General features: G+C 70.2%; 27 protein-coding genes and 1 pseudogene. 15 read left to right on the top strand and 13 right to left on the bottom strand.

The window, feature by feature from the left end; genetic code table 11:
• Positions 1 to 35: 35 nt before the first annotated feature.
• Complete coding sequence (locus SPR02S_RS11695; RefSeq protein WP_019057146.1) at positions 36 to 1,400, top strand: phosphoinositide-specific phospholipase C-related protein; 1,365 nt, start codon at positions 36 to 38, stop codon at positions 1,398 to 1,400.
• Positions 1,401 to 1,442: 42 nt separating this feature from the next.
• Positions 1,443 to 2,348 (top strand): aldo/keto reductase, encoded by a 906-nt coding sequence (locus SPR02S_RS11690; protein WP_019057145.1) that lies wholly within the window; start codon positions 1,443 to 1,445, stop codon positions 2,346 to 2,348.
• Positions 2,349 to 2,361: 13 nt separating this feature from the next.
• On the opposite strand, the gene SPR02S_RS11685 is transcribed toward SPR02S_RS11690, so the two are convergent.
• The gene (locus SPR02S_RS11685; RefSeq protein WP_019057144.1) at positions 2,362 to 2,820 is read right to left on the bottom strand and encodes a pyridoxamine 5'-phosphate oxidase family protein; all 459 of its coding nucleotides are present in this window, start codon (positions 2,818 to 2,820) and stop codon (positions 2,362 to 2,364) included.
• A gap of 155 nt (positions 2,821 to 2,975) precedes the next feature.
• Positions 2,976 to 3,578, bottom strand: coding sequence for an ArsR/SmtB family transcription factor (locus tag SPR02S_RS11680; RefSeq protein WP_019057143.1), 603 nt, complete (start codon positions 3,576 to 3,578; stop codon positions 2,976 to 2,978).
• 201 nt (positions 3,579 to 3,779) lie between these two features.
• On the opposite strand from SPR02S_RS11680, the gene SPR02S_RS11675 reads away from it, so the two are divergent.
• Positions 3,780 to 4,052 carry a hypothetical protein gene (locus tag SPR02S_RS11675; RefSeq protein ID WP_019057142.1) on the top strand — a complete coding sequence of 91 codons (273 nt, stop codon included), beginning with the start codon at positions 3,780 to 3,782 and terminating at the stop codon, positions 4,050 to 4,052.
• A 317-nt stretch (positions 4,053 to 4,369) separates the two neighbouring features.
• Here SPR02S_RS11675 and SPR02S_RS11670 read toward each other — a convergent pair whose 3' ends face one another.
• Both SPR02S_RS11670 and SPR02S_RS11665 read right to left on the bottom strand, forming a co-directional pair.
• Positions 4,370 to 5,080 (bottom strand): dienelactone hydrolase family protein, encoded by a 711-nt coding sequence (locus SPR02S_RS11670; RefSeq protein WP_019057141.1) that lies wholly within the window; start codon positions 5,078 to 5,080, stop codon positions 4,370 to 4,372.
• A gap of 118 nt (positions 5,081 to 5,198) precedes the next feature.
• Positions 5,199 to 6,290 carry a bile acid:sodium symporter family protein gene (locus tag SPR02S_RS11665; RefSeq protein WP_019057140.1) on the bottom strand — a complete coding sequence of 364 codons (1,092 nt, stop codon included), beginning with the start codon at positions 6,288 to 6,290 and terminating at the stop codon, positions 5,199 to 5,201.
• Positions 6,291 to 6,528: 238 nt separating this feature from the next.
• Between SPR02S_RS11665 and SPR02S_RS11660 the strand changes: the two genes are divergently transcribed.
• On the top strand, positions 6,529 to 6,900 hold the full coding sequence (locus SPR02S_RS11660) for a BlaI/MecI/CopY family transcriptional regulator (RefSeq protein WP_019057139.1): 372 nt from the start codon (positions 6,529 to 6,531) through the stop codon (positions 6,898 to 6,900).
• A 110-nt stretch (positions 6,901 to 7,010) separates the two neighbouring features.
• Positions 7,011 to 7,175, top strand: a pseudogene (locus SPR02S_RS64800) (MerR family DNA-binding transcriptional regulator); the annotation flags it as partial.
• Between the two features lie 798 nt (positions 7,176 to 7,973).
• Here SPR02S_RS64800 and SPR02S_RS11650 read toward each other — a convergent pair.
• Positions 7,974 to 8,825: a putative RNA methyltransferase gene (locus tag SPR02S_RS11650; protein ID WP_026150436.1), complete on the bottom strand. Its 852-nt coding sequence runs from the start codon at positions 8,823 to 8,825 to the stop codon at positions 7,974 to 7,976.
• 611 nt (positions 8,826 to 9,436) lie between these two features.
• On the opposite strand from SPR02S_RS11650, the gene SPR02S_RS11645 reads away from it, so the two are divergent.
• Positions 9,437 to 9,832, top strand: coding sequence for a VOC family protein (locus SPR02S_RS11645; RefSeq protein WP_019057137.1), 396 nt, complete (start codon positions 9,437 to 9,439; stop codon positions 9,830 to 9,832).
• Between the two features lie 75 nt (positions 9,833 to 9,907).
• Positions 9,908 to 10,978, top strand: coding sequence for an adenosine deaminase (locus SPR02S_RS11640; protein WP_019057136.1), 1,071 nt, complete (start codon positions 9,908 to 9,910; stop codon positions 10,976 to 10,978).
• On the opposite strand, the gene SPR02S_RS11635 is transcribed toward SPR02S_RS11640, so the two are convergent.
• Both SPR02S_RS11635 and SPR02S_RS11630 read right to left on the bottom strand, forming a co-directional pair.
• Entirely contained in the window at positions 10,960 to 11,475 is a 516-nt protein-coding gene (locus SPR02S_RS11635) for a mycothiol transferase (RefSeq protein ID WP_019057135.1), read from the bottom strand. The genes SPR02S_RS11640 and SPR02S_RS11635 overlap by 19 nt on opposite strands.
• 27 nt (positions 11,476 to 11,502) lie before the next feature.
• Positions 11,503 to 12,393 (bottom strand): LysR family transcriptional regulator, encoded by an 891-nt coding sequence (locus tag SPR02S_RS11630; RefSeq protein WP_019057134.1) that lies wholly within the window; start codon positions 12,391 to 12,393, stop codon positions 11,503 to 11,505.
• A 125-nt stretch (positions 12,394 to 12,518) separates the two neighbouring features.
• Between SPR02S_RS11630 and mgrA the strand changes: the two genes are divergently transcribed.
• The gene (mgrA, locus tag SPR02S_RS11625) at positions 12,519 to 13,511 is read left to right on the top strand and encodes an L-glyceraldehyde 3-phosphate reductase (protein WP_019057133.1); all 993 of its coding nucleotides are present in this window, start codon (positions 12,519 to 12,521) and stop codon (positions 13,509 to 13,511) included.
• Here mgrA and SPR02S_RS11620 read toward each other — a convergent pair.
• Positions 13,501 to 14,490 carry an oxidoreductase gene (locus SPR02S_RS11620; protein ID WP_019057132.1) on the bottom strand — a complete coding sequence of 330 codons (990 nt, stop codon included), beginning with the start codon at positions 14,488 to 14,490 and terminating at the stop codon, positions 13,501 to 13,503. The genes mgrA and SPR02S_RS11620 overlap by 11 nt on opposite strands.
• 103 nt (positions 14,491 to 14,593) lie before the next feature.
• Here SPR02S_RS11620 and SPR02S_RS11615 point away from each other — a divergent pair, with 103 nt between their 5' ends.
• Positions 14,594 to 15,520: an AraC family transcriptional regulator gene (locus SPR02S_RS11615; RefSeq protein WP_019057131.1), complete on the top strand. Its 927-nt coding sequence runs from the start codon at positions 14,594 to 14,596 to the stop codon at positions 15,518 to 15,520.
• Here SPR02S_RS11615 and SPR02S_RS11610 read toward each other — a convergent pair.
• Together SPR02S_RS11610 and SPR02S_RS11605 are read right to left on the bottom strand one after the other, a co-directional pair.
• Complete coding sequence (locus SPR02S_RS11610) at positions 15,459 to 15,797, bottom strand: DUF1905 domain-containing protein (RefSeq protein WP_019057130.1); 339 nt, start codon at positions 15,795 to 15,797, stop codon at positions 15,459 to 15,461. The two genes, SPR02S_RS11615 and SPR02S_RS11610, sit on opposite strands and share 62 nt — an antisense overlap.
• Positions 15,798 to 15,874: 77 nt before the next feature.
• Positions 15,875 to 16,258, bottom strand: a complete 384-nt coding sequence (locus SPR02S_RS11605) for a nuclear transport factor 2 family protein (RefSeq protein WP_019057129.1) — start codon at positions 16,256 to 16,258, stop codon at positions 15,875 to 15,877.
• A gap of 388 nt (positions 16,259 to 16,646) precedes the next feature.
• Here SPR02S_RS11605 and SPR02S_RS11600 point away from each other — a divergent pair, with 388 nt between their 5' ends.
• The 4 genes from SPR02S_RS11600 to SPR02S_RS11585 all read left to right on the top strand — a co-directional run bounded on the left by SPR02S_RS11600 (position 16,647) and on the right by SPR02S_RS11585 (position 20,998).
• Positions 16,647 to 17,057, top strand: coding sequence for a hypothetical protein (locus SPR02S_RS11600; protein WP_026150435.1), 411 nt, complete (start codon positions 16,647 to 16,649; stop codon positions 17,055 to 17,057).
• A gap of 72 nt (positions 17,058 to 17,129) precedes the next feature.
• Entirely contained in the window at positions 17,130 to 19,469 is a 2,340-nt protein-coding gene (locus SPR02S_RS11595) for an ABC transporter ATP-binding protein/permease (protein ID WP_019057127.1), read from the top strand.
• A gap of 10 nt (positions 19,470 to 19,479) precedes the next feature.
• Positions 19,480 to 20,025 (top strand): hypothetical protein, encoded by a 546-nt coding sequence (locus tag SPR02S_RS11590; protein ID WP_019057126.1) that lies wholly within the window; start codon positions 19,480 to 19,482, stop codon positions 20,023 to 20,025.
• A complete protein-coding gene (locus SPR02S_RS11585) occupies positions 20,015 to 20,998 on the top strand; it encodes a serine/threonine-protein kinase (protein WP_019057125.1) in 984 nt (327 codons plus the stop codon). The genes SPR02S_RS11590 and SPR02S_RS11585 overlap by 11 nt, the downstream gene beginning before the upstream one ends.
• Before the next feature lie 76 nt (positions 20,999 to 21,074).
• Here SPR02S_RS11585 and SPR02S_RS11580 read toward each other — a convergent pair whose 3' ends face one another.
• The gene (locus SPR02S_RS11580; protein WP_019057124.1) at positions 21,075 to 21,503 is read right to left on the bottom strand and encodes a nuclear transport factor 2 family protein; all 429 of its coding nucleotides are present in this window, start codon (positions 21,501 to 21,503) and stop codon (positions 21,075 to 21,077) included.
• A 13-nt stretch (positions 21,504 to 21,516) separates the two neighbouring features.
• Positions 21,517 to 22,806: a streptophobe family protein gene (locus SPR02S_RS11575; RefSeq protein WP_019057123.1), complete on the bottom strand. Its 1,290-nt coding sequence runs from the start codon at positions 22,804 to 22,806 to the stop codon at positions 21,517 to 21,519.
• Between the two features lie 161 nt (positions 22,807 to 22,967).
• Between SPR02S_RS11575 and SPR02S_RS11570 the strand changes: the two genes are divergently transcribed.
• Together SPR02S_RS11570 and SPR02S_RS11565 are read left to right on the top strand one after the other, a co-directional pair.
• Positions 22,968 to 24,233 (top strand): DUF6777 domain-containing protein, encoded by a 1,266-nt coding sequence (locus tag SPR02S_RS11570; RefSeq protein ID WP_026150434.1) that lies wholly within the window; start codon positions 22,968 to 22,970, stop codon positions 24,231 to 24,233.
• An 83-nt stretch (positions 24,234 to 24,316) separates the two neighbouring features.
• Complete coding sequence (locus tag SPR02S_RS11565; protein WP_019057121.1) at positions 24,317 to 24,778, top strand: ATP-binding protein; 462 nt, start codon at positions 24,317 to 24,319, stop codon at positions 24,776 to 24,778.
• Positions 24,779 to 24,794: 16 nt separating this feature from the next.
• Here SPR02S_RS11565 and SPR02S_RS11560 read toward each other — a convergent pair whose 3' ends face one another.
• The gene (locus SPR02S_RS11560; protein ID WP_019057120.1) at positions 24,795 to 25,574 is read right to left on the bottom strand and encodes a class I SAM-dependent methyltransferase; all 780 of its coding nucleotides are present in this window, start codon (positions 25,572 to 25,574) and stop codon (positions 24,795 to 24,797) included.
• Positions 25,575 to 25,579: the final 5 nt, after the last annotated feature.

Here is a 25,579-nt window from a genome sequence, read left to right as displayed (position 1 = left end):
CATGAGCCTGACCACACTCGAACCGAAGGGCACCCATGCGAACCCCCCACGCCCTGCTGGCCGTCGCCGCCGCGCTGTCGGCGGCGATCGTCGCTCCACCGGCCGGAGCCGCCGACGCGGTCCCCGCTCCGGGCACCTACTACGTCCAGAGCGCCACGACCGGGCTCAACGCGGCCGACAAGGGGGGAGCGGTGGAGCAGCACAACCCCAAGGGCAACGAGGACCACCAGCAGTGGAGCCTCCGGGCGAGCGGATCGTCGTACGTCCTGGAGAGCACCGACACGGCCGGCAGCTGTCTGGGCCGCTCGGGCAGTCAGGCGAAGACCGTCGCCTGCACGAGCGCCGACGCGGCCTGGCAGATCACCCCGACCGGCGGCGACCAGTACACGCTCCAAGTCCCCGGCACGGCAAGCTACTTGACCGTGGCCGCCAAGCCCTCCGGCGCCAACTACCCGGCCCAGCTGGCCATCAGCTCCTCCGGCGGCCTCGCCTCCTGGTACCTGACCCCGATCACCTCACCCACCAGCCCGATGCCCGCCCAGGACCAACGCACCCTGGACCAGGTCACGTTCCTCACCGCGCACAACGCCTACGCCAACGGCGTCGACGGCGGTTTCGCCCCACCCTTCGTGAACTTCTTCCCGAACCAGTCACGCGGCATCAACCAGCAACTCTCCGACGGCGTACGGGGGTTCATGCTGGACATCCACCAGACCTCCGACGGCGCGATCCTCTGCCACGACAGCTGCACCCTGGTCAGCAGCCCGGTCGCCCTGAACGTCGACCTCCAGCGCATGGTCGACTTCCTCAAGACGCACCCCGACCAGTTCGTCACCGTCTTCCTGGAGGACTACGTCGACCCGGGCGTCCTGCGCAGCGAACTCGCCCGCGTCAACGGCCTGTACGACGTGCTGTACCGCCCCGATCAGACGGGTGTGCGGCAGAACGGCTGGCCGAAGATGGCCGACCTGATCGCCGCCAACCACCGCCTGCTGATCTTCACCGACCACAGCCGCGCCTCCGACGAGTCCGCCGGGCTGACCCGGGACAGCTTCGGCGTGATGTACCAGCGCGACTGGACCGTCGAGAACTACTGGTCCATGGGCTCCGGCGCGAGCTCCTCCGACTGGTCCTGCTACAGCCGTTGGTACGGCAGCGACCTCAACGTCCCGCTGACGCAGACGTATTCGGGGTTCCGCCCGCTGTTCGTCATGAACCACTTCCGTGACGCGACCATCGCCGGGACGGCGCAGACCGACAACACCAAGGCCCTCGACCGGGCCCAGCGGTTCTGCCAGCCGGCCGCCCGCAAGAAGCCCAACTTCCTTGCCGTGGACCGCTATGACCTCGGTGACCCGGCCTCCGCCGTCAGCTCCCTGAACAGCTACACGTATCCGTAAAGTGCGGGCGGCCGCGCGGCACGTGTGTGCGAAACTCCGCTGATGACATCGGAGAAGATCACCGCGGCCGCCGCGGGCACCTGGACACTCGGCGACCTGACCGTCAACCGCATCGGTTTCGGCGCGATGCGGCTGACGGGCAGCGCAGCCTTCAACCTCGGGGCACCGAGCGAGCGCGACCGGTCGATCGCCGTGCTGCGCAGGGCGATCGAGCTGGGTGTGAACCACATCGACACGGCCGCCTTCTACTTCTCGTCCCTGCGGTCGGCCAACGAACTCATCAATTCCGCACTCGCCCCCTACGCGGACGACCTCGTGATCGCCACCAAGGTCGGCCCCTTCCGGAACTACGCGGGGGAGTGGAGCACTTCGGCCCGCCCCGACGATCTGCGCGGCCATGTCGAGGAGAACCTGCGGCAGTTGGGGCGTGACCACCTCGACGTGGTCTACCTCCGCCGGATGGGGCAGGACTCGATCGCCGAGTACTTCGGTGCCCTCGCCGAACTCCGCGAGGAGGGCCTGGTCCGGCACCTCGCGATCTCCGACGTCGAGCCCCGGCACCTGGCCGAGGCGCAGGAGATCGCACCGGTGGTGAGCGTGCAGAACCGGTTCGGGCTCGACTCGTCCAGCCCCGCGACCGACGACATGCTGCGGATCTGCGGGGAACAGGGCATCGCCTTCGTCCCGTTCTTCGCCATCGCGGGCGACGCCGGGCCACAGGGCGCCACCGCCGCCCACGGCGACGAGGTTCTGGCGATCGCGAACGCCCACGACGCCAGCCCCGCCCAGATCCGCCTCGCCTGGTCCCTCGCCCAGGGTCCGCACGTCCTCGGGATCCCCGGCACGGGCAACCCCGACCACCTCACCGAGAACGTGGCCACGGGCGCGATCCGGCTCACGGAGGACGAACTGGTCCGCCTCAACGAGCTGCACCGGAAGGCCGGTTGAGCGAGGGTGGGGCTCAAGCCACCCAGGCGCCGTCCCGCATCAGATGGCGCTGGGGCAGCTCGCGCACCTCGTGCCACGCCTGGACGGCGAGCGGCCGTACCCGGAAGAAGGAGTAGGGCGCGCGGTCCTCGCGGGGATCCCAGCCGTACTTCGCGTGGAAGGCCTCGACCGCGTCGGCCGGGACGTCCTGGACGGTGAAGGCCGTCGCCTCGCCGTCGATGAGCACGACGTCCCGGGTGTCCGCGAGGGCGAGCCGGGTCCGCCGCCCGGCGCTGAGATTGCGGCCCGTGGGGTTCGTGGCCCGGGTGGACAGCCACACGGACCGCCCGTCCCAGAGGAACCACAACGGCACCAGACAGGGCAGCCCGTCGGCGTCCGCCGAGGCCACCCAGATGTCCAACTCCCGCTCCAGCCGGGCCAGTACGTCACGCTTGCGCTCTTCAGGGCCGCGGGGCGGCACGGTGATCTTCATGCCCGGGACGCTACCGGCGGCGCCTGCGCGGCACCTCGGGCCAGGGGCGTAGGACCTTGGCCCGAGGGTGTCGACGTCAGCCTACGTTCAGGTCGCCGCAATGGCCGAGGATCTCTGCCTTCAGGCCGGAGAAGTCGAAGAGTTCGCCCGCGGTGCTAGTCGTCGTCCGGCAGCGTCGGCCGGGGGCCCTCGTCGGGTACGACGACGAGGCGTACAGCCATGCGCCGTGAGTCGGGGTGGTGGTCGCCGGGCTCCGTGAGGTACTTGCGGAGAAGCGCCTGATACTCCTCGGCGAACGAGGCCACCTGCTCCTTCGTCATCCGCAATCCGGCGCGGTAGATCTGGTTCCAGCCTGCGGAGGCGTCGTATCCGGAGTATGCGCTCACGACCAGGTTCAGGTCATGGGCCATCTTCAGGGTGCCGATCTTTACTGCTGCCTCGCGTTCGTCCGCCGTCAACTCCAGGCCCGGCGGCGTGAAGATGTCCGTCATGAGCGACTTCCACCAGCGTTCACGGCCGGTGGACCGCTCTTCGATCTCGGCGATCAGTTTGAGATCGGCGAGTTTACGGAGGTGGTAGCTGGTGGTGCCGGTGCTTTCGCCGAGGGCCTTGGCCACGCTGGTGGAGTTCGCTTCGCCGTGCTCTCCGAGGTAGCTCAGGATGTCGCGGCGCACCGGGTTGGACAGTGCCTTGTAGAAGGCCTTGAGGTCCGGTCCGGTGAGCACTCTCTTCTCGGGCTTCTCGGGGCGCTCGACCATGTCGGCCAGCGTACTGCAGAGATCTTCTGCAGTAATCGCAGAGATTGTTTGCAGAATATCTCTGCAATCGCTAGGTTGGATTCGAGAGGGCGCCAGCGGGCGTTGGGAACTCGGGGGTTGAGATGCGAAACAACCAGGTCGAGAGGCTGCTGCCGACCACGGTGTTGGCTCTGATGCCAGGGGGCTTCCGGGGCGGCGTCCATGGCTGAATCGCTGGATGCCCACATACGGGACGAGATCGACGATCAGGTCGCTGAGGCGTTCGATGCCTACCTGGCCGACAGGCTGGCCGAACCGGGGCCACTGCGCGCGGCGCTGGCATTGAGGCGCAGCATCAGGCTGGTGCTGGGCACTGTTGGACTAGGTGCGCTTGCCACGGCGCTGGCGCCGGCCGACAACAACGTCGTCGGCTGGATCTGGGGAGCGATCGCGGTGATAGATCTCGCCTGGTTGCTGACCGCGCGCCGCCGCTGACGATCCGTGGGCCGGCCCCTTGGCTGCCGGTCGATCTCACTCGGTCGCGTAGTACCAGGGGTCTCATTGCCTCTAGTCGAACAAGACTCGGTTGAGGGCGAAGGAGCGTATCGCGCAGGGGTGCTCGCTGCCGTTGGGAGTCCATCGGCAGCCAAGTCGCCGACCTGTGCTGCTGGTTGGGCCGGAGAAGCCTATGTACCCCTGGGGTGCGGGATGGCTCGGTGATCTTCATATGCGGAACGCCGTCGGCGACGGCGGCTCGGCGCCTCGGGCCAGGGTGGTCGGCCCTTGGTCCGAGGCGCGGGTGGCGCCGGGCGTCAGCCCAACTGCTCGTGCAGGAACGGGACCGTGCTCGCCCAGGCGCGGGTGGCGGAGTCGGCGTCGTAGACCGGGCGGCCGTCGTTGAAGAAGGCGTGGTTGGCCGGGTAGAGGCGCAGGTCCGGGGTGATGCCGGACTGCTCCTGGATGTGCTTGCTCAGGGCTTCGCGGCCCGCCACCGGGATGCTCTCGTCCAACTCGCCGTAGTGGCCCAGGATTTGCGCCTTCAGGCCGGAGAAGTCGGGGAGTTCGCCCTGGATCACGCCGTAGAACGGCACCGCCGCGCTGACCCGGGGGTCGGCCGCGGCGAGGTACAGGACGAAGCCGCCGCCCATGCAGAAGCCGACCGCGCCGACCGTGTCCGAGGTGACCTCGGGCAGGGACAGCAGGTGGTCGACCGCGCCGGAGAGCAGTTCGACACCGCGGGCGACCGGGAGGGCCAGCATCATCCGGAGGGCCTCGTCGCTCTCGTGCGCCACGTTCCCGCCGTAGAGGTCCGGGGCGAGCGCGACGAAGCCCTCCTGGGCGAGGCGGTCGGCCACGTCGGCGATGTGGTCGGTCAGGCCCCACCACTCCTGGATGACGATCACGCCCGGTCCGCTCCCGGACGGCGGCAGCGCGAGGTAGCCGTGGGCGGTGCCCCCGGCGCTGGGGAAGGTGACGTTCTGATGGGCCGGGGCTCCGGTCGACTTCGGCAGCTCGGAGGACATGGGGCTCAACTCCTGTACGGCGGTGCTCGGTTGGGGGTGGCGTCGTCGGGGCGGGGCCTCACGTGATCTCCAGCCTGTCACGGCCGGGTTCGGGGGGCGCTTCGGCCCCTCGGTCCGGCTATTGCGCGGGGGTCGGTGCCGGGTTCGTCGCCGGGTCTGTTTCCTGTCCTGTGCGGATCACCCGTCCGGCGGCCACCTTCTGGAGCAGCCCGTACGCCAGCACCGGCAGCAGGATGTGCGGGCGGTCGGGCAGGGTCGTCGTGATCAGCACCGCGCTCGCGCTGCTGTTGTTCATCCCGCAGGCCAGCGTCACCGAGGCGCCGGCCCGGGCGTCGAGGCGCAGCATCCGGGCGGCCACCCGGCCCAGCGTGAAGGACAGCCCGCACACCGTCGCGGCGACGCCCAGCGCGGCCAGCAGGAGGACCGGGCGCGGATGGCGCAGGAAGGGACCGAGCACTCCGCTGGCGTTGACGTACGTCAGCAGCAGCGATCCCGGGAGCGCCGCGGAGACGGCCACGCCGATGAGTCCGTCCCGTGCGCGTGGGGGCAGGACGAGGCGGCACAGGATGCCCGCCGCGCAGGGCAGTACGACCGAGGTGAGGGCGAAGGCGTGCCCGGCCGACTGGGCGGCCGCGGCGAGTCTGCCCGCGTAGTCGCCTTGGAGCAGCGGGCACAGGACGGCCAGAGTGAGCGGGACGGTGAGCGGGCTGACCAGGGTGGAGGCGAGCACCAGGCCGACGGCCGTGGGCTGGTCGCCGTCCCCCTTCGCGGTCCACACCGTCGCCCCGGCGGCCACCGGCATGGCGACGACCAGGATCATCGCGGCGATCATCCCGCTGCCGCCGTCGTGGTCCGGCGACAGCCGCAGCGCGAGGGCCACCCCGGGGACGATCAGCAGCGGCACCAGGATGTGCAGCGCGAGGCCCGCGAGCAGGGCGGCGGGGCGCCGTAGCAGCAGCCGCAGTTCACGCAGCGGGACCTGGAGGCCTGCGCCGAACAGGACCAGGGCGAGGAGCAACTGGGGTGTCCGCAGGGGCAGTTCGGCGATGCCCGTCGCATGCGGGTGGCGGAGCCACAGGCCGGGGCCCGGCAACACCGCCGCGGCGAGGTACGTCACGGCGACGGCCCGGCCCAGGTGACGGCGGAGCAGGGCGAGCAGGTGAGGTACGGAGGGAAACCCGGCGGGGATCCCGGATGAGTGGGGACACATCGTGGCGCTCTTCCGTCGTAGGACCTGGGCGGAGACGGAGCGCCGGTATCGCGTGGAAGCTCGTCGACACGCGCGGGGGGATGAGTGTGCGAAGCCCTGAGGTCATCGTCGACGGTCCTTCCATAATGGGCGGGCGGAAACGGCCACACGGGCGCGGTGACGAGACGGCACCCGAGTGACTACAATTCTGTAGACGGTCTACTGAACTGTAGACGAAGACGGGGTGAGGATCGTTCCCATGGCCGACGAGAAGGACGAACGCCGACCGGCGGGTGAGCTGGAGGCCACCGTCATGGCCGCCCTCTGGGCCGCCGGTGACCCGCAGACCCCCGGCGAGGTACAGCTGAGCCTCGACACCGGCCTGGCCCGTACGACGGTGACGACGATCCTGACCCGGCTGCACGACAAGGGTGTGGTGGAGCGGCGGCGGCAGGGGCGGGGGTACGCGTACTTTCCGGTGCAGGACGCGCAGGGGCTCACCGCTCGCCGTATGCATACGGAACTCGACCGGGACGGGGATCGGGAGACGGTGCTCGCCCGGTTCGTCGCTCAGCTCAGTCCCGACGACGAGCGGGTGCTGCGGGACCTGCTGGAATCCGGGGAGGCGTGAAGCCCGGCGAGCGGTGACGCGTGCTTCGGCGCCTCGGCGGCCGTCGGGGTCGGGAGACAGCTGGAAACGGCCTTGAGTCTCCAGTGACTGGAGACAGCAGAGTGGGGGACATGGACGCCACGACCCTCTACTCGATCGGGGAACTCGCCCGGCGGACCGGCTTGTCCGTGCGGACCATCCGGTTCTACTCCGACTCGGGGGTGGTGGCGCCGACCACCCGAAGCCCCGCCGGTTATCGGCTCTACGACCTCGACGCACTGCTTCGTCTGGAACTCCTGCGCACACTGCGCGAGTTGGGCATGGACCTGGCCACGATCCAACGGGTGCTGGACCGTGAGCTCTCGGTGGCGGAAGTCGCCGCGGCGCACGCCGACGCCATGGACGTCCAGATCCGGGTGCTGCAACTGCGTCGGAGCGTTCTGCGAGCCGCGGCCGGATACGGGTCCGATCCCGAGGAGATCAAGCACGTGTACAGGCTCACGCAGTTGTCCGAAGAGGAACGCCGACGGTTGATCGACGATTTCGTGGAGGGCACCTTCGGCACAGCGGATGCCGCCCCGGCCGCGGTGGCCATGGTTCGCGCCGCCACCCCCGACCTCCCCGATGATCCGTCCAGTGAGCAGGTCGCCGCGTGGGTGGAGCTCGCCGAACTGGTCGGCGACGAGGACTTCCGGGCCCGGATGCGCCGGACGGCCAGGTACCAGGCCACCGGACGCGCGCTCGACATCGAGAGTGAGGTCGGTGAGGAGCTGATGGAGTTCACCCGTCAGAAGGTGGCCGATGCCATGGAGTCGGGTATCGACCCGCTCGGCGACGTGGGCGCTCCCGTCGTCGACGACCTCGTGCACCGCTTCGCCGAGGTGTTCGCGCGTACCCCTGACGCGGAATTCCGGGACTGGATGGCCCAGCGATTCGAAGAGGCACACGATCCCCGGGTGGACCGGTACTGGCGGCTGGTGTGGATCGTCAACAATGACGGACGCGGAAGGAGTTTCTGCGCTGCCTGGCAGGGCCGGAACGTCTCGCGTGGCCGATCTCTCCAGAGATCAACAGGCTCATGCGTCTGCTTGCGGTCACCGAGGCCGGTAGGCGGTCGCCAGCACGGAGACGGTGACGTGGTCGGGCAAGGGGCCGGCATCGTTGAGGTCGGTATGGCTCAAGTGGCGTGCGCTCGGCGTCATTCCGACCAGGTCGAGGGCCTCCTGCCGGGTCAATGGTGCAGTGTACTCGACCTGTTCGGTGACGGCGGCCTCGAAGCAGGGATCCAGGGCCCGGTGCAGGCGTTGCTCCTTGTCCGGGTCGATTGTGACCATCGCGGGTACCTGGCCGCGCAGCTCGGCGAGGTGACGCCTGGTAGGCCGGACCACGATCAGCCGGCCGGTCGGGCGCAGCACTCGGTGGAACTCGACCGGGTTGCGCGGGGCGAACACATCCAACACGACCTCGGCCACTCCGCTGGCCAGCGGGAAGGGACGAAAGACGTCCCAGGCTGCCGCGGCGGCTCGTTCATGGGCGCGCGCCGCCGAGCGCAGCGCGCGCACCGACGTGTCCAGCCCCAGACCGCGGGCGCCGGGGACCTGGTCGAGTACGCCGGCCAGGTAGTAGCCCGTGCCGCAACCGACGTCCACAACCGTGGCCTGCTCAGGCGCGGAGTCGGTCGCCAGACGGGCAACGGCTTTACGGATGGGCGCGTATGTGTCGGTCGACAGGAACCGTTCCCGGGCCTGGGCCATGGCCGCGTCGTCGCCGCTGATGGCACGGGTGCCCGTCAGCAGGCCAACGTAGCCGTGGCGGGCGATGTCGAAGCTGTGGCCCGCCGGGCAGCGCAGCGCGCCGCGGGCGGGGTGCAGGCCGCGGGTGCGGCACGTAGGGCAGCGCAGCAGGTCGAGGGACAGGCGGAGGGCAGGGGGAAACGACATGGGCACGAGGCACTCCAGGCAAGGGGGCGAAGGGAAGAGACCGTGCCTGTACGCGCGCTCGGACCGTCGCTGCGTCAAGCAGGAACGGGCAGCGCCGGAGATGCGGTTCACGCGGCAGGCACACCAAGGAGAGCGATGCCGTCCGGCCTCGCCCTCAACGCCTTCCGGTTACAGGAAGCAGTAGTGCGGGGTGCTCGTGAATGCCACGCCATGAGTCTACGAGCAACGGTGAAGCCGCTCGGGTCGCCGATGTCGGGAGCCGCGCCGAGGCCACCGACCCAGGCCGGCATCCGCCACGCCTCGTCGACCCCGCGTATCCGCCCCACGCCCCTGTCGGGCGGATCGTGCCCACCCGGTGTCCGCCGCCCTCCGCGGACCCCGCGCATCCGCCCGCGTGCCCGCCGAGCTTTCCAAGCCCACGCGCTATCCCGCCAGCACCCCGCTGACCTGCCTATTCGCGCAGTCGCCCGCACCTCCCCGACACGCCGAAAGCCCCGCCGCCCCGCTCCCTCCTCAACCCCCTCCGAATCCGACTGGCGCGAGCGAAGTTTTACGTATAACCTCACCCGTCAATCCCACGTCAATCCCGCCAACAGGAACCCGCACGGAGACCCCCGATGAGTCGTATCGCCCTGGTCACCCTCGTCGTCGACGACTACGACGAGGCGATCCGCTTCTACACCGAAGCCCTCGGCTTCCGTCTCGTCGAGGACGCGGCTCGCCCCGACGGATCCCGCTGGGTCGTCGTGACGCCGCCCGGTGTGGACGGTTCCGGGACCGGTCTGCTGCTCGCCCGTGCCAAGGGTGAGGACCAGGGCGCCCGGGTCGGTGACCAGACCGGCGGGCGGGTCGGGTTCTTCCTGCACACCGACGACTTCGCCCGCGACCATGCCCGCATGCTCGCCGCGGGCGTGACCTTCCTGGAGGAGCCGCGCCACGAGTCGTACGGTTCCGTCGCCGTCTTCCAGGACCTGTACGGCAACCGCTGGGACCTGCTCCAGCCCGCCGCCTGACCCCTTGCGCCGCGCCACCCCGTACCCCGCACCCCTCATCCCGCCTTCCGAACGACGACCGAGGAACCACCGCACATGTCATCTACGCGCATAGACATCGACACCCTCCGCCGGCTCCCCAAAGCCGTCCTGCACGATCACCTCGACGGTGGTCTGCGCCCTGCCACCCTGGTGGAGCTGGCAGAGTCGGTCGGGCACACGCTGCCCACCACCGATCCGGACGAGCTGGCCGCCTGGTACTTCGACGCCGCCAACTCCGGTGATCTGGTGCGCTACATCGCCACCTTCGAGCACACCCTCGCCGTGATGCAGAACCGCGAGGGCCTGCTGCGCACCGCCGAGGAGTACGTCCTCGACCTGGCCGCCGACGGTGTCGTCTACGGCGAGGTGCGTTACGCCCCCGAGCTGAACACCAACGGCGGGCTTGCGCTCAGCGAGGTCGTCGAGACCGTCCAGGAGGGGCTCGCGGCCGGTATGGCCAAGGCCGCCGCGGCCGGGACGCCGGTCCAGGTGCGGACGTTGCTGTGCGGGATGCGGATGTTCGACCGGGTCGGCGAGGCCGCCGATCTCGCGGTGGCCTTCCGGGACGCCGGTGTCGTCGGCTTCGACATCGCCGGTGCCGAGGACGGGTTCCCGCCCGCCGACCACCTCGCCGCCTTCGAGCACCTGCGGCGCGAGAGCGTGCCGTTCACCATCCACGCCGGTGAGGCGCACGGTCTGCCCAGCATCCACCAGGCCCTCCAGGTGTGCGGCGCCCAGCGCATCGGCCACGGCGTCCGCATCACCGAGGACATCGTCGACGGCAAGCTCGGCCGCCTGGCGGGCTGGGTGCGGGACCGTCGTATCGCCCTGGAGATGTGCCCGACCTCCAACCTCCAGACGGGCGCGGCCAGTTCGATCGCCGAGCACCCCATCACCGCCCTGAAGGACCTGGGCTTCCGCGTCACCCTCAACACCGACAACCGACTGGTGTCCGGTACGACGATGACGCGCGAGATGTCCCTCCTGGTCGACGAGGCGGGCTGGAACGTCGAGGACCTGCGCACGGTCACGGTGAACGCCCTGAAGAGCGCGTTCATCCCGTACGACGAGCGCAAGGCCCTCATCGAGGACGTCGTCCTGCCGGGTTACGCCTCCGCGCTCTGAAGCAACCCGCGTACATACGCGGCCTGTCCGACGTGTTCGAGATCGTCGGACAGGACGCTGACCAGTCGTACGCCCAACGTGACCGGCGGATCCCAGCGCTCGTCCACGATCCGTTCGTAGTCCTCGGGAGCCAGTCCGCGCAGGTACTCCAGCGTCTGCTCGTGCACGGCGTCGTAGTACCCGGTCAGTTGCCCGGCGGACTCGACGCGCACCTTGCCGACCTTCGCGGAGGTGTGGCCGTATCCCGTGTCCCGGGGCGGCAGATCGAGCCCGAAGCGCTTCTCCCAGCCCTGGGTGAGCCATACCTGGTCGAGGCCTGCGGCGTCGGCGACATGGTCGTCCTGGACGCGGGTGAGGTGCCAGATCAGCCAGGCGATGGAGTTGGCGTCGGCGGCCACGCGTGCGTGCAGTTGGTCCGGGGTCAGGCCGTCGAGAGCGGCATGGACTTCTTCCTGGACGCGGCCGTACGCGTCAATGAGGATGTCGTTGGCATGCATACGACCACCTTCGCGCATCGGCGTCGCTCATGCGGCCGGAGTCCCGGTTTCGAGGAGTGTCATGAGCGCTCTTGCCGCCGGACTGGTGGCCTGGGGAGGCGGGAGCAGGGCCACCGTCTCGTACACCTCCTCGCCGGTTCCTTTGAGGGGGAGTGCGGTGAGGGGTTCGCGCTTGTGGCGGAAATGCTGGGGGACCACCGCGATGCCGAGGTTCTCGTCGATCAGGTCGAGGAGGCTGTGCACGTCGTTGACCTCCAGCGCGACCGTCCGCCGTACGCCCGCCGCGGCGAAGACGGCGTCGGTGGTGCGGCGCGAGGCCCAGTCCGGGTGGAAGTCGACGAAGACCTCGCCGCCGAGGTCGTCCGGAGTCACCGCCGCACCCGTCTCCGCGAGCCGGTGGCTGGGATGGCACAGCACGGTCATCGGCTCGCTGGTGAGCGACACCGAGCGCAGCTGGTCGGTGTCCGCCTGGGTGCGGTAGGCGAAGGCCAGGTCGAGGCGGCCGGCCGCGACCTCCTCCGCGAGCGCCCCTGAACCCGCCTGCCGCAGCCGGATCTCCACGTCGGGATGCCGACGCCGGAACGCGGCGAGCAGCCCCGCCACATGCACCCCGGCGATGCACTGCTCGGTGCCCAACGCGAGTGTGCCGCGCAGGACGCCCTGGACCGCGGCCACCGCCTCGTGTGCCGAGCGGACCTGCGCCAGAATGCGTTCCGCCTCGCCGAGCAGCGCCCGGCCGGCCTCCGTGAGCGTGACCCGGCGGGTGGTTCGCACGAACAGCGGGGTCTGCAACTCCCGCTCCAGGGCGCGGATCGACGCCGACAGGCCCGACTGGGACACCATCAGCCGCTCGGCCGCACGGGTGAAGTGCTGGTCCTCGGCGACGGCGATGAAATGCTGGAGATGACGCAGTTCCATGATTGAGAAGCGTAGCCGCTGAATTCCATCGGATTCTTCTGTTGGACCACTGCCCGCAGGTCGGACAGAGTGGGCCACGGTTCCCTGGAACCGGTATCCCGTGTGCCAACCCCTCTGGAGTCGCGTTGTACACCGCACACCCCGACCGTTACGCGGACCTGCCCTACCGGCGCACCGGACGCAGCGGTCTGAAACTCCCCGCGATCTCGCTCGGCCTGTGGCACAACTTCGGGCCCGACCGCCCGGTCGACACCCAGCGCGCCATCCTGCGCCGCGCCTTCGACCTCGGCGTCACCCACTTCGACCTGGCCAACAACTACGGCCCGCCCCCCGGCGCCGCCGAGTCCGCCCTCGGCGAGGCGCTGAAGGCGGACTTCGGGTCGTACCGCGACGAGCTGGTGATCTCCACCAAGGCCGGCTATCTGATGTGGCCCGGCCCCTACGGCGAGTGGGGTTCGCGCAAGTACGTGCTGTCCTCGCTGGACCAGAGCCTGAAGCGGATGGGCCTGGACTACGTCGATATCTTCTACTCGCACCGCCCCGACCCGGAGACTCCCCTCGAGGAGACGATGGGCGCGCTGCACTCCGCGGTCCAGCAGGGCAAGGCGCTCTACGTCGGCATCTCCAACTACTCGGCGGAGCAGACCCGGGAGGCCGCCCGCATCCTCGGCGAGCTGGGCACCCCGCTCCTCATCCACCAGCCGCGCTACTCGATGCTCGACCGCCGCCCCGAGGACGAGGGCCTGCTCGACGCCCTCGACGAGCTCCAGGTCGGGTCGATCGTGTTCTCGCCGTTGGAGCAGGGGCTGCTCAGCTCCCGCTACCTGGACGGCATCCCGGAGGGTTCCCGGGCCGCGAGCGACAGCCCGTTCCTGAACTCGGACTCCGTCACCGAGGACCTGGTCGGACAGCTCCGCGCGCTCGACGACATCGCCAAGGGGCGCGGTCAGACCCTCGCCCAGCTGGCCCTCGCCTGGGTGCTGCGCGGTGGCCGGGTGACCTCCGCGCTGGTCGGTGCGAGCAGCCCGCAGCAGATCGAGGACAGCGTCGCGGCCACCCGCAACCTGGACTTCGACGCCGACGAGCTGGCCCGCATCGACGCGATCGTCAGGCCGTAACGAGCTGCTCGCTGACCTCCCAGAGACGGGCCGCCGCCTCCGGGTCCACGGCGCGGGACAGCACCCCAGGGGTGGTGTCCCCGCCGGCCCAGGCGGCCTCGTTCTCGGGGGCGACCAGCGGGCTGATGTCGACGTTCTCGCAGTAGACCCCGCCGAGACCGTCGAGCTGCGGGCTGGTCGCGCACCAGACACTGGTGGCCGCGCCCTGCTGCACGGTCTTCAGCTGGCGCTCGGGGTCACGGATGGGCTTGCCCTCACTGTCGAGCGCGCCCGCGGCCTGGAGTGCCGCCGGGTCGATGTGCTTGACCAGGCCGGTGTCGACGATCAGACCCGGGTGCACGGCGAACGCCCGGATGCCCTGGGCCTGTCCGCGCCGGTCCACCTCCACGGCGAACAGCGCATTGGCCGTCTTGGACTGGCCGTAGGCGAGGAACGGCTCGTACTTCCGGTGCTCGAACTGCAGGTCGTCGAAGTCGACGCCGGCGAAGCGGATGCCCCGCGACGACAGCACGACGACCCGCGCGCCGTTCGCCGCGACCAGCGCGGGCCACAGCTTGGTGGTCAGCTGGAAGTGCCCGAGATGGTTGGCGGCGAACTGCGCCTCGTACCCGCGCGCGTCCCGCGCCAGCGGGGTCGCCATGATCCCGGCGTTGTTCACCAGGAGGTGCAGCGGACGCCCGGAGGCCAGGAACTTCTCCGCGAAGGCGTCGATCGACGCCGGGTCCAGCAGGTCCATGTACTCGACCTCGGTTCCGGGGAGGACCGCGAGCGCCGTCCTGGCCCGCTCCACGTCCCTCGCGGGTACGACGATGTGGGCGCCCGCGCCGTGGAGTACCCGGGCCGTCTCCAGGCCGATGCCGGAGTAGCCGCCGGTGACGATCGCGACCTTGCCGGTCAGGTCGATGCCCTTGATCACCTCCTCGGCGGTGGACGCGGCGCCGAAGCCGGAATTCAGGGGCTGCTGTGCGGTGCTGGTCATGTCTGCTCTCTCCTCATCAGCTGAGCTGTTGAGACCACCGTAGGGCGATGGATCCGTACGATGAATACTTGAGAATCCGCATAACTTGCGTGATAGTTCGAACATGACCGTGGATCCCCTGTCCGACGCCCTCGCCGTCGCCGATGCCCGCAGCGTGTTCTCCGGCGGTTTCACGGCCGGCGGCGACTGGGCCATCGAGCTGCGTGGCCGCGACCGGCTGAAGGTGAACGCCGTGGTGCAGGGCGGCTGTCTGCTGGTCCGGGACGGCGGCGAACCGCTGCCGCTCACTGAGGGGGACGTCGTGATCTCCGACGGCGGCCGGCCGTACACGCTGTGCAGCCGGCCCGGCGTCGCGCCGACCGACTCCGCGGACGTCGTCATGGACCCGGTGACGCGGATGGGCCGGCTCGGGCAGGGCGACGCGGTGGACGTCGCCTGCGTGTCCGGGCACATCGACCTGAGCCGCGACCGCGGCGACCTGCTGCGGCGGGCGCTGCCGCAGCTCGTCCACGTACGGGCCGACTCGCCCGAGGCGGGTGTACTGCGGTGGCTCATCGGGCAGTTGGCGGCCGAGATGCGGATGCGCATGGCTGGGGTCGAGTTCGTCTCGGCGCAGCTCGCGCAGCTGATGTTCGTGCAGGTGCTGCGGGTCTGCCTGACCGACTCGGACGGCCTGCCGCCCGGCTGGCTGCGCGCCCTCGCCGACGAACGGCTCGCCCCCGCGCTGCGCCTGATGCACGGAGACCCGGCCCACCCTTGGCAGTTGGAGGAGCTGGCCCGGGCCGCCGCGATGTCCCGCACCACGTTCGCCGTACGGTTCAAGGAGGCGGCCGGTGTGCCGCCCCTGACCTATCTGCTCAACTGGCGGATGAATCTTGCCGCCCGGGCCCTCCGGCAGGACACCGCCCCGGTCGGCGCGCTCGCCCGTTCCGTCGGCTACACCTCCGAGAGCGCCTTCAGCAACGCCTTCAAGCGGGCGGTCGGGGTGGCTCCGCGGCGGTATCGCGAAGAGGCACTCGCCAGGAGTTGATCCGTTCTTCGAGTCGTACGGTGACCTGGTCGCCCTCGCCTTTGTCGATCACCTTTCGAAGATCGGCTTTCACAGGGAGTTTGTGGGTGCCGTCACCGAGAGCCATGAACGAACTGCGGAAAGGGTGTCCGTCGATCGTGCCGCGGACCTTGACCAGACCGCGGGTGCCGAAGAAAGCGACGGACTCGGGCCAGACGAGATAGGTCCAGCCGCCGTCGTTCGGGCTTTTGATCAATTCGGCGGTGAATTCCTCGTTCAACGGGGTGCCGGTACTCATGATGTGTCCTTCGCTCGGGGTGGCCTGCCGTAGAAGAGACCGCCCCGAGCGGGAGAACTCATCGCGGACGCCGGACCTCAGGCCCCGGCGGGTACCCGGTCGAGGAAACCGAGCACGGAGCGGATACGACCGTCCCGGTCGAGCGTGATCACGTCGAAACCGGCGACGGGCGCCGAACCGTCGGCCTCACTCACCAACTCCCAAGCGAAGCGCGCGGTGTCGTGGTGCCCGTCGACGGCGCCCAGCGGACGGAAGGCGAACCCCGGGAACTGTGCGTGCGCCCCGGCGATCAGCCCTGCGATCTCCGTGTGTCCGGTGACTGACGCCAGCGGGTCGGAGTACGTACCCTCGACGGACCAGGCAGCCGCGACCGCCTTCGCCAGCGCTTCCGGCTCGCCCGCGTTCCAGGCCTCGAAGTAGCGGGCGACGGCACTCTCGTATCGGTCGATGTTCACGGACATGGTGAATCAGCCTCCAGCGAGATCGTTCGTACTGGTCAGGGACCGGATCCGAGGACTGGCGACCCGGTGACTCCACCCTGCCGGGGTCTGCGGGAGGCGTCGATTACCCCTCGGGTAATGACGGCGGGAGAACACCGCAAAACGGGCTCCGAAGCTTTTCGGCCAACGGAGGCTGTGAATATGCCAAGAGAGTGGCTAAAAAGTCGTGGTGACAGTGTTTCAGGAGTGAACATACTCGTCTGCTAGGGCATAACTTCCCGAATGCTAGGGCATGGCTTCACGAGGCAAATCCGCCATCGTGCGCACCTACTGAGCCACCCGAGCCGCCAGCAGAGCCGCATGGAAAGCGAGGCCCGACCGGCAATCGACACGCGACGGGGGAGTGATCGTGCACGACGAATTCCTGTGCCATGTCACCGCGTACGGTACCTGCGACGGACAGCGCGTCGGGGTGCCTCTGGGAACCTACCGTGCGCCGACCCTGGCGCTCGCCTTGTGGTGGTTACGGGACCGCGCGGTGTGGATGGCCGACCGGCTCGACCCGCAGCCGGAGAACCCGCGCTTCCCCAGGGGTGCCCTGGTACCCGTTTCCGACACGGCCCCCGACGTGCCCCGGGCGTTACGCACCTGGTCCCGTGATGTCGGTCAACAGGAGCAGGTCGCCTACGAGTTGGCGGCCGGGCGGCTGGTGCAGATCGCCATCAACGACGAGACCACCGAGTACGAGCTGCTCGCCGAGTCGGTCGACGCCCTCCGGATGCAGCGGACGGTTCCGGCACTGGTCGTCCCCGTCGCCTGACACGTGTCGGCCATCGCGCACCCCTGACCGCTGACCGGGCGCACAGGTGAACGAATCGGTAGAATTCGGGGCATGCCAGAGCGGCCGAACGCGCCGACTGCGCCCGAACTCCTCCTGGAGACGGAATCGGGCTCCACGGTCATGACCCCGGGCCGCGACTACCACGTAGGCCGCGACCCCCTCAGCGACATCGTCATCGACGACGCCCGCGTCTCATGGCACCACGCGGTCCTGCGGCCCGACGCCGGCCACTGGACCCTGGAGGACGAGCACAGCACGAACGGCACCTACGCCGACGGCCGCCGCGTCCACGCCTGGGGTGTCGGCCCCGGCAGCGTGATCCGCTTCGGCAACCCGGCCGACGGCCCGTGCCTGGTCCTGGCCGACCGGCCCGCCCCGGCCCCGGAACGCCCCTCGGCCGTGTCCATGCCCGCCCTCACCGGCACCTTCCGGCAACCCACCACCGTACGACCGCTGCCCAGCCGTACCGTCCGCATCGGCCGGGCCGGCGACAACGACCTCGTCGTGGACGACCTGATCGTCTCCCGCCGCCACGCCGAACTGCGGGCCATGCCCGACGGGACATACGAGATCGTCGACCTCGGCAGCCACAACGGCACCTACCTCAACGGCCAGCCCGTCGCCCGCGCCCCGATCGGACCGGGTGACATCGTCGGCATCGGACACTCCGCGTTCTGTCTCGTCGGCGACCAGCTGCAGGAGTACGTCGACACCGGCGAGGTCTCGCTCGACGTACAGGACCTCACGGTCGCTGTCGACCGGGGCCGCAAGGTCCTTCTCGACCAGGTGTCGTTCCCGGTCGGCGAGAAATGTCTGCTCGCCGTCGTCGGACCCAGCGGCGCCGGCAAGTCCACCCTGCTCAACGCGCTCACCGGCCAGCGCCCCGCCGACCGCGGCACCGTCCTCTACGACGGCCGCGACCTCTACCGCGACTACGCCGAACTGCGCCAGCGCATCGGCCTGGTGCCGCAGGACGACATCCTGCACGCCCAACTGACCGTGCACAGCGCCCTGTCCTACGCGGCCGAACTCCGCTTCCCCCAGGACACCGCCAAGGCCGAACGGCGGGCCAGGGTCGACGAGGTCATCCGCGAACTCGGCCTCGAACAGCGCGCCGCGCAGCCCGTGCACAGCCTCTCCGGCGGCCAGCGCAAACGCGTCAGCGTGGCCCTGGAGCTGCTGACCAAGCCCTCGTTGCTCTTCCTCGACGAGCCGACCTCCGGACTCGACCCGGGCATGGACCGCTCGGTGATGCACATGCTGCGCGGCCTCGCCGACGACGGCCGTACCGTCATCGTCGTCACCCACAGCGTCCTCAGCCTCGACGTGTGCGACCGGCTCCTGGTGCTCGCGCCCGGCGGCAAGGTCGCCTACTACGGGCCGCCCGACGACGCCCTCGCCTTCTTCGGCTTCGCGCACTGGCCGGAGGCCTTCGAAGCCTTTGAGCGGGATCAAGACCGGGACTGGGCAAGGGAGTTCGCGGAGTCTCCCGTCCAGCGCCAGTACATCCGCAACTCGACCGCGCAGCCCCACCTGCTCGGCAACGGGCCGGTCGCCGTGGCGCCGCCGCCCCGGCCCCGCAGCCGTAGCGCGCAACTCGGCACCCTGGTCCGCCGTTACACCGCGGCCCTCGCCGCCGACCGGACCTTCCTCGTCATCATGATCGCGCTGCCGTTCGTCATGGGCGCGATGGCCCGCGCGCTCGCCGGGAGCGAGCTGACCCGGGAGACGGCGATGAACGCGCTGCTCATCCTGTGCGTCGGCGGCGTGCTCACCGGCGCGGCCAACGCCGTGCGCGAACTCGTCAAGGAACGCGCGATCTACCGGCGCGAGCGAGCCGTCGGCCTGTCCAGATCGGCCTATCTGCTCTCCAAGGTCGTCGTCCTGGGCGCGATCACCGTGGCACAGGCCGTGGTGCTCACGCTGGTCGGACTGTTCGGCGTCGACCTCAACGCGCCACGCGGCAAAGGGGTCTTGATGCCACCCCTGATCGAAATCACCGTGGCTGTCGCCCTGTTGGCGTTCACGGCGATGATGCTCGGGCTGCTGGTCTCCGCGACGGTCCGCAAGGAGGAGGTGACGATGCCGCTGCTCGTGCTGCTCGCCATCGTCCAAGTGGTGTTCTGCGGCGCCCTGTTGAAGCTGCACGGCGTACCCGGCCTGGAACAGCTCTCCTGGCTCGTTCCCTCCCGGTGGGCACTCGGCGGAATGGCCGGCACCATCGGGCTGGCCCGGATCGTGCCGGGCGAGCTGACCGGCGATCCGATGTTCCGGCACTCGGCCGGGGTGTGGCTGCTCAACATGGGCATGTTGATCGTGCTGTCGCTGCTCTTCGGCTTCCTGGTGTCCCGGCTGCTGCGGCGGCACGAACCCGCCGTGATGCGGAAGTAGGGGCGCCCTCATGACGACCCCTGACTTCCGGCCCACGCATGTCGTCCCCGAGCACGGGATGCCCGCCTGGGAGGCACCGGACCCCGCCCGCCCCACCGTGCCGCTCGACGCGCTGCTCCCGGTCCAGTTGCTGGAGCGACGCGGCGACTGGGCGCACGCCCTGTGCTCCAACGGCTGGTCCGCGTGGGTCGACGGCCGCCACCTGATCTCGGTCTCCCAGGACCCGCCGGCCGCAGGTGGCCCCCTCACCCGCACCGCCGACCCACGCCCGCTGCTCGCCCGCGCCGAACAGGCCCTCGCCCGCTACCGCAGCGCGGTGGAGGACCTCGCGGGCGGCGGCCTGGACGGCTCGACCTTCCAGGCCCGCACCAAGGGCCTGCGGATCGGCGTGGTCGTCGACGGCGAATCCGTCTGGCTCTACGACGCCGACCACGAGCGCTGGGTGTACGGCGACGGCACCCGGCTCAGCACCTACGCCTCGGACGACGGACCCCGCGCCGAACCGGCCGACGCCGGTCATGCCCCCACCCAGGTCGTGAGCCCCGATGGCCCGTGACGCGAGCCTCTTCTCCGGGCGTCCCTCCGAGCTGATCGGGCAGCAGATCGCCGGGTACCGCATCGAGGACGAGATCGGCCGCGGCGGCATGGCCGTCGTCTACCGCGCCCACGACCTCCGCCTCGACCGCACGGTCGCCCTCAAGCTCCTCGCCCCCGAACTCGCCCGCAACGACACCTTCCGCAAACGCTTCACCCACGAGTCACGGGTCGCCGCCGCGATCGACCACCCGCACATCGTGCCCGTCTTCGAGGCGGGCGAGACGGACGGCGTGCTGTACATCGCGATGCGCTACGTCTCCGGCAGCGACCTGCGTCATCTCCTCGACCGGGAAGGCCCGTTGGCGCTCCCTACGGCCGTGCGCATCGCCACGCAGGTCGCGTCCGCGCTGGACGCGGCCCACGAACACGGGCTGGTCCACCGGGATGTGAAGCCGGGCAACATCCTCGTGGCCCGCGGTACGGACAGCGACCACCCGGAGCACGTGTACTTGACCGACTTCGGCCTGACGAAGAAGTCCCTTTCGCTGACCGGGTTCACCACGGTGGGGCAGTTCGTGGGCACGCTCGACTATGTGGCTCCTGAGCAGATCTCGGGGCGGCCGGTCGATGGGCGGTGCGATGTGTACGGGCTGGCGTGCGTCGTCTACGAGAGTCTGGCGGGGCGGCCGCCGTTTCGGCGGGACGATGACATGGCGCTCCTCTGGGCCCACCAGTACGACATGCCGCCGGCGGTCAGTGAGGCTCGGGGTGATCTGCCGGGGCACGTTGACGGGGTTTTCGCGAAGGCGTTGGCGAAGAGTCCTGATGATCGGTACGAGTCTTGCCTGGCGTTTGTTACGGAGTTGCGTGGGGGTGTCGCCGGGCATGCGCCTACCGAGGTGGACCGGCGGGTGGCGGTGGCTCGGGGGCGGGATGAGGGGCCGCCTGCGCCGCCTCGGTGGGCGGAGCCGGTCTTTAGGCGGCGTGACTGAAGTGTTTTGTGTGCGGGTGCGTTGTGGCTGGTCGCGCTCACGCGGCGGAGCCGCATATCGATACAGCCCCGCGCCCCTAAAGGGGCGCTGCAGTGCCCGGCGTCAACCCGTTCAGCGGCACCCGCCGCGCCTCCAGCCTCCGCCGCGCGATCCGCCAGCCCGCCCCCACCCGCACCACCGTGTCCACGTACGTCACCGATCCGCATGAGCCGTCCGTTCTGATGCCCAGCCCCTTCGACCGCACCCGGACCTGGCCGTCCGCCAGTTCCTCCACCACCACGTTGGTGACGTGATGTGCCACGGGATTCGCGGCGCCCAATGCCAGGGACGCGTCCGTGAGTTGGGTGAGGCCCGTGAGTGTGCCCCGGCCGAAGTCGGTGAGGTCGTACTCGACGTCCGGGGTGAACACCTCGGCGGCGCGGTCGAGTTCGCCCTCGTCGACCAGGTGGCCGTGCAGTGCGATCAACTCCGTGATGGTCAGGCGGTCTTCGAGAGTCAGTGGCATGTCGCGCACACTTTCACGCCGGGCGCTGCGACTGTGCGGGAATTTCGACCTCGCCCCGCCGGTGCACCGGTCTCGCCAGCAGCGCCCCCAGGAAGCCCGCGATCAGGCCCCACAGAGCTGCCAGGCCCACCGCCGACCACAGTTCGGGCTTCAGGAACAGGTCTCCGGACAGGCCGCCGCCGACGTCGCCGATGCCGAGGAGGGAGAGGCCGTAGTGGGCGGAGATGCGGCCGACGAGGCAGATCATGAGGACGGCGAGGGCGAAGGCGATCGCCAGGTGGACGGCGTGTTGCCAGGCGCGGACGTGGGCCGGGGAGCGGGCGGCCATCAGGAATGCTGCGGACAGGAGGAAGACGGCGTTGGCCGCCAGGAGCCACCACACGCCGTTGTCCTGGGCGGCGAGCGAGCGCAGGTTCAGGGTGGAGACGTCCGGGGTGCGCAGGACCTCGCTCAGGATGCGCGGGACGGGCAGGCCGAACGGGCCCTCGACCCGGCCGTTCCAGGTGGCGCCCAGGCCGATCGTGAGGGCCAGCCAGGCCAGGTTGGGCATGCCGAGCAGGATCAGGGCGAAGGTCTGGGTGGCGTTGCCGCGGGTCGCCGCCGCGGCCAGGGCCAGGACGACACCGAGCGCGACGTAGGCCAGGAGCAGGGTGACCACCGCGTACGCGGACGGGCGTACCGACGCGTGGAAGCGGAGGAGGCGGGCGGGGAGGGGCGCGCCGGGGGAGACCAGGAGGGCGAGTACCAGTACTCCTGCCAGCCACAGCAGGCCGAACAGCGCCGTCTGCGGTACGTCCGCCTCGAAGCCGACCTCGGGGGACGCGCCGATCAGGTCGCCGATGTCGCCGAGGGTTCCGGTGCCCAGGGAGATCGAGAACTTCTGGCGTGCGCCGAAGGCCAGTCCGATCAGGGCGAGCAGCCACAGGACGGCGATACGGGCGGCCCAGCCGGCCAGTTCCGCGCCCGAGGCGACCGCGCGGTGCCGCAGGGGGCGTAGGAAGCCCGCCGCGGTCATCAGGGCGCCGGTCAGGGTCACCGAGAGGGGGATGACGGTCAGGCCTGCCTTGGTGTCGGCCAGGGAACCCGCGTTCCCGGAGAGTTTCACGGTGCCCCCCACGGCCGTCACCACCGTGGCTGTGACGACCCGGGGGAACGCGCCGTCCGGGAGGTCCGTCGCGCCCGCCGCCCACAGGCCCAGCGCGGACACCAGGCCCATGCCGAGCAGTCCGGCCAGTACCGTGCCGAGCGCCTGGAGCCAGCCGTGGCGGGCTACTGCCTGGTCAGAGGGGGTTCGGGGGGTCACACGGCCACGCTAAGCAGCGCCGGGGAAGCGCGCCCGCCGGGAGGGCCGTCCGCGTCGGCTTGCGGGCGGACCATGACCCGAGCACACAATGGGTTCGTTGTGGATAAAGCGGCATGAATTGGTATGAATGCCGCTGTCGCCCGCGTCGGGAAGAAGAGCTCGTGAGCGTCGAACCTCCGTCTTCAGGCCGCCCCACCGGACCGCCCTCCGGCCCGCTGTCGGGACCCTCCCAGCCGCCTTCGGGCCCGCCCTCGCAGCCTTCGGGCGGCGGCGGTGCCGGGGCGCCGGAGCCGCACCGGCCCTGGTGGAAGTCGGTGCCGCGCGTCGCGATCCTCACGGCCGTCGTGGTGGCCGCCGTTGTGCTGGGCCTCGTCTTCACCCGGTCCGACGGCGGTTCGAGCAACACGGCGAGCAAGGGCGAGGTCTTCCTCCAGTCCGCGGCCAAGACCGGCCCCGACCCGTTCACCGAGTCCAGCGCCACCGAGAACTCCGCGCCGCCCGTCTCCGCCTCACCCAGCGCCTCGGAACCGGCGAACGCGGTACGCGGCGTCGACGGCGGCGCCCCCGGCCTCTACGGCGGCACCCAGAACGTCGCCAGCTGTGACGTGGAGAAGCAGATCAAGGCCCTGAACGCGGCCCCGTCGAAGAAGCAGGCGTTCGCGTCCGTCGTCGGCGTCCAGCCCGCCGGAGTCCCCGCCTATCTGCGCTCACTCACCCCCGTACAGCTGCGCATGGACACCCGCGTCACCAACCACGGCTACCGCGACGGCGCCGCCACCAGCTACCAGGCCGTCCTCCAGGCCGGCACCGCCGTCCTCGTCGACAACCACGGCGTGCCCCGGGTCCGCTGCGCCTGCGGCAACCCCCTGTCGCCGCCCGTCGCCCAGCAGACCACCCCGAAGCGCACCGGCGACACCTGGTCCTCGTACCGGCCGCAGAACGTCGTCGTGGTCACCCCCGCACCCCAGATCATCAACATCTTCGTGATCTACGACCCCCACAACGGCCACTGGTTCGGCCGGCACCACGGCGACACGGGCAAGCACGACCACAAGACCCCGGCGCCGGTGAACCCCGCCAGCCCCTCGGTGACCGTGTCCCCGCCGACCTCACCGTCCTCCGACTCCCCGTCACCGTGCGCCTCCACGGCCCCCGGCACGCCGGGCACGCCGGGCACGCCCGGCACGTCCACCAGCCCGTGCCCGCCGACGTCGAGCGCGCCGTCGTCCTCGTCGCCGAGTTCGGAGTCCCCGTCGAGCCCGAAGTCCCCGTCCTCCGAGCCGCCGTCCACGGAGTCGTCGGCAGCCTCCTCCGCCTCCTCGGCCTCGTCGTCCCCACCCGAATCGCTCGCCTCGGACACGACCACGACGTCGGCGTCCACCGTCAGCGCGCCGGTTTCGTCGGGGTCGATTTCACCGTCACTCTGATCGGGGGGAGTGCCGGGCGTGGTGCTGGGTACGAGCACTGATGCGACAGCGACCGGCAGTGCCGCCTTCCGAGAGAGACACGCATGATCGACCACCGGGACGGGGTAGTGATACCGACTCGTTTCGACGTGCCCGTGGAACCGCTGCGGCGGGCGGCGCACTACACCGGCGAACCGGGCTGCATCTCCGATGCCCGGCGCTTCACCCACCAGTTCCTCGAACAGCTCAGAACCGAGTGGTGCGCCACGATCGACGACCAGTCCGACGGTGAACTGCTCCTGGTGGTCAGCGAGTTGGTCACCAACGCGGACCGGCACAGCAACGGGCCGTACATCCTGGAGCTGGAGGGCACGGACACCTCGGTGACGGTGTCCGTGTGCGACAGCAGTGTCGCTCTGCCCCGGCTCTTCGCCCGTGACCCCGAGCGCATCGGCCGGCACGGCCTGGAGATAGTGCACGCCCTGGCGGCGCAGGTGAGCGTGGAACGGGTGCCGGTCGGCAAGCGGGTGCGCGCCGTGGTGCACCTGGGCGGAGCGGACCGCTAGGGCCTGTCCTGGGAGGTCACGCCCCGGTCCGGGTGGCCGTGATCAGTTCGTGGAAGTACCGCTTGGTGACCCGGCCGCCGTGCCGCGTCTCCAGCAGCTCCCGCAGACAGGCCAACAGGCCCTGGCGCGAGGGCTCGTCCATCGCGAGATGGTCCGAGTACGTGAGCACGACGTCGAGGTACTCGTCGGTCGTGTACGTGATCTCCTGCGCGCCGCGCCACACCGTGACGTCCGCGAAGTACGCGGAACGCTCGAACTCCCCGGTGTCCGTTGCCGTTTCGTCCTCGGTGGGACTCCGGAAGCCGGGCGGAGTGGCCGGGTCCCAGCGTTCGTAGCAGCGCTGCATCCGGTCGAAGAACTCCTGGGTGCCGCCCGCGACATGGTGCGTGGTGACGACCGCGAACGTCCCGCCGGGACGCAACACGCGTGCAGCCCTCGCCACCCTCGTCCCGGGATCGAGCCAGTGGTACGCCGTCGCGATCACCGCGAGGTCGAACGGCTCGGCCGGCGGCTCCCACAGCTCGAAGTCCGCGACCTCCACGTCCGCCCGCGGGAACGCGCGCAGATTGCGCCGGGCCACCGCAGCCATCGACGGTCCCAGCTCCACGGCGGTCAGCCGGCAGCCGAACTCGGCGAGCGGGACGGTGAGTTGGCCGGTGCCGGGGGCGATCTCCAGGACCCGGCTGGCCGGGCCGAGGTCCGATGTTCGGGCCAGTTCGTCGACCAGGGGGCGCGGATACCGGGGGCGGGCCCGGTCGTAGCGCTCGGCCACCGTGTCGAACGTGTCGCGCAGCACCGGTC

It is taken from the genome of Streptomyces prunicolor NBRC 13075 (assembly GCF_000367365.1).
Classification (GTDB): Bacteria; Actinomycetota; Actinomycetes; order Streptomycetales; family Streptomycetaceae; genus Streptomyces; species Streptomyces prunicolor.
This window is presented reverse-complemented; position numbering and strand designations above follow the sequence as displayed.

Bases quoted from the DNA above. Each gene is read 5' to 3' on its own strand.
- SPR02S_RS11660 (WP_019057139.1), top strand. From the start codon at position 6,529: ATGGCCGACGAGAAGGACGAACGCCGACCGGCGGGTGAGCTGGAGGCC.
- SPR02S_RS11610 (WP_019057130.1), bottom strand. From the start codon at position 15,797: ATGAGTACCGGCACCCCGTTGAACGAGGAATTCACCGCCGAATTGATC.
- SPR02S_RS11565 (WP_019057121.1), top strand. From the start codon at position 24,317: ATGATCGACCACCGGGACGGGGTAGTGATACCGACTCGTTTCGACGTG.
- SPR02S_RS11630 (WP_019057134.1), bottom strand. From the start codon at position 12,393: ATGGAACTGCGTCATCTCCAGCATTTCATCGCCGTCGCCGAGGACCAG.
- SPR02S_RS11615 (WP_019057131.1), top strand. From the start codon at position 14,594: ATGACCGTGGATCCCCTGTCCGACGCCCTCGCCGTCGCCGATGCCCGC.
- SPR02S_RS11670 (WP_019057141.1), bottom strand. From the start codon at position 5,080: ATGTCCTCCGAGCTGCCGAAGTCGACCGGAGCCCCGGCCCATCAGAAC.
- SPR02S_RS11680 (WP_019057143.1), bottom strand. From the start codon at position 3,578: ATGGTCGAGCGCCCCGAGAAGCCCGAGAAGAGAGTGCTCACCGGACCG.
- SPR02S_RS11620 (WP_019057132.1), bottom strand. From the start codon at position 14,490: ATGACCAGCACCGCACAGCAGCCCCTGAATTCCGGCTTCGGCGCCGCG.
- SPR02S_RS11585 (WP_019057125.1), top strand. From the start codon at position 20,015: ATGGCCCGTGACGCGAGCCTCTTCTCCGGGCGTCCCTCCGAGCTGATC.
- SPR02S_RS11640 (WP_019057136.1), top strand. From the start codon at position 9,908: ATGTCATCTACGCGCATAGACATCGACACCCTCCGCCGGCTCCCCAAA.
- SPR02S_RS11595 (WP_019057127.1), top strand. From the start codon at position 17,130: ATGCCAGAGCGGCCGAACGCGCCGACTGCGCCCGAACTCCTCCTGGAG.
- SPR02S_RS11695 (WP_019057146.1), top strand. From the start codon at position 36: ATGCGAACCCCCCACGCCCTGCTGGCCGTCGCCGCCGCGCTGTCGGCG.
- SPR02S_RS11690 (WP_019057145.1), top strand. From the start codon at position 1,443: ATGACATCGGAGAAGATCACCGCGGCCGCCGCGGGCACCTGGACACTC.
- SPR02S_RS11665 (WP_019057140.1), bottom strand. From the start codon at position 6,290: ATGTGTCCCCACTCATCCGGGATCCCCGCCGGGTTTCCCTCCGTACCT.
- SPR02S_RS11580 (WP_019057124.1), bottom strand. From the start codon at position 21,503: ATGCCACTGACTCTCGAAGACCGCCTGACCATCACGGAGTTGATCGCA.
- SPR02S_RS11685 (WP_019057144.1), bottom strand. From the start codon at position 2,820: ATGAAGATCACCGTGCCGCCCCGCGGCCCTGAAGAGCGCAAGCGTGAC.
- SPR02S_RS11645 (WP_019057137.1), top strand. From the start codon at position 9,437: ATGAGTCGTATCGCCCTGGTCACCCTCGTCGTCGACGACTACGACGAG.
- SPR02S_RS11675 (WP_019057142.1), top strand. From the start codon at position 3,780: ATGGCTGAATCGCTGGATGCCCACATACGGGACGAGATCGACGATCAG.
- SPR02S_RS11635 (WP_019057135.1), bottom strand. From the start codon at position 11,475: ATGCATGCCAACGACATCCTCATTGACGCGTACGGCCGCGTCCAGGAA.
- SPR02S_RS11590 (WP_019057126.1), top strand. From the start codon at position 19,480: ATGACGACCCCTGACTTCCGGCCCACGCATGTCGTCCCCGAGCACGGG.
- SPR02S_RS11605 (WP_019057129.1), bottom strand. From the start codon at position 16,258: ATGTCCGTGAACATCGACCGATACGAGAGTGCCGTCGCCCGCTACTTC.